1 pseudogene is annotated in these 307 nt (G+C 34.5%); it reads left to right on the forward strand.

Annotated elements, in window-relative coordinates:
• A pseudogene (locus tag LPB87_RS20720) lies at positions 1-307 on the forward strand (hypothetical protein); the annotation flags it as partial.

Raw genomic sequence — 307 nt, forward strand, 5'->3', positions numbered from 1 at the left:
CTTATCTTATAAAGATGAGAAAGGAAAGACTGAAACGTTCAAATTAACAGATCTAGTAGGAGCAGCTGAAACTGTAACGAGTTTAGTTTATGATGATGTTGCCCATACTTTAGCGTATAAAGATGAGAAAGGAAAAACGGAAACATTTAAATTAACAGATTTAGTAGGAGCCTCAGAAACCTTAACGAGTTTAGTTTATGATGATGTTGCCCATACTTTAGCATATAAAGATGAGAAAGGAAAAACGGAAACGTTCAAATTAACAGACTTAGTAGGAGCAGCTGAAACTGTAACGACGTTAGTAAAG

The sequence above is a fragment of the Flavobacterium sp. EDS genome (assembly GCF_020991525.1).
In the GTDB taxonomy this organism is placed as follows: Bacteria; Bacteroidota; Bacteroidia; order Flavobacteriales; family Flavobacteriaceae; genus Flavobacterium.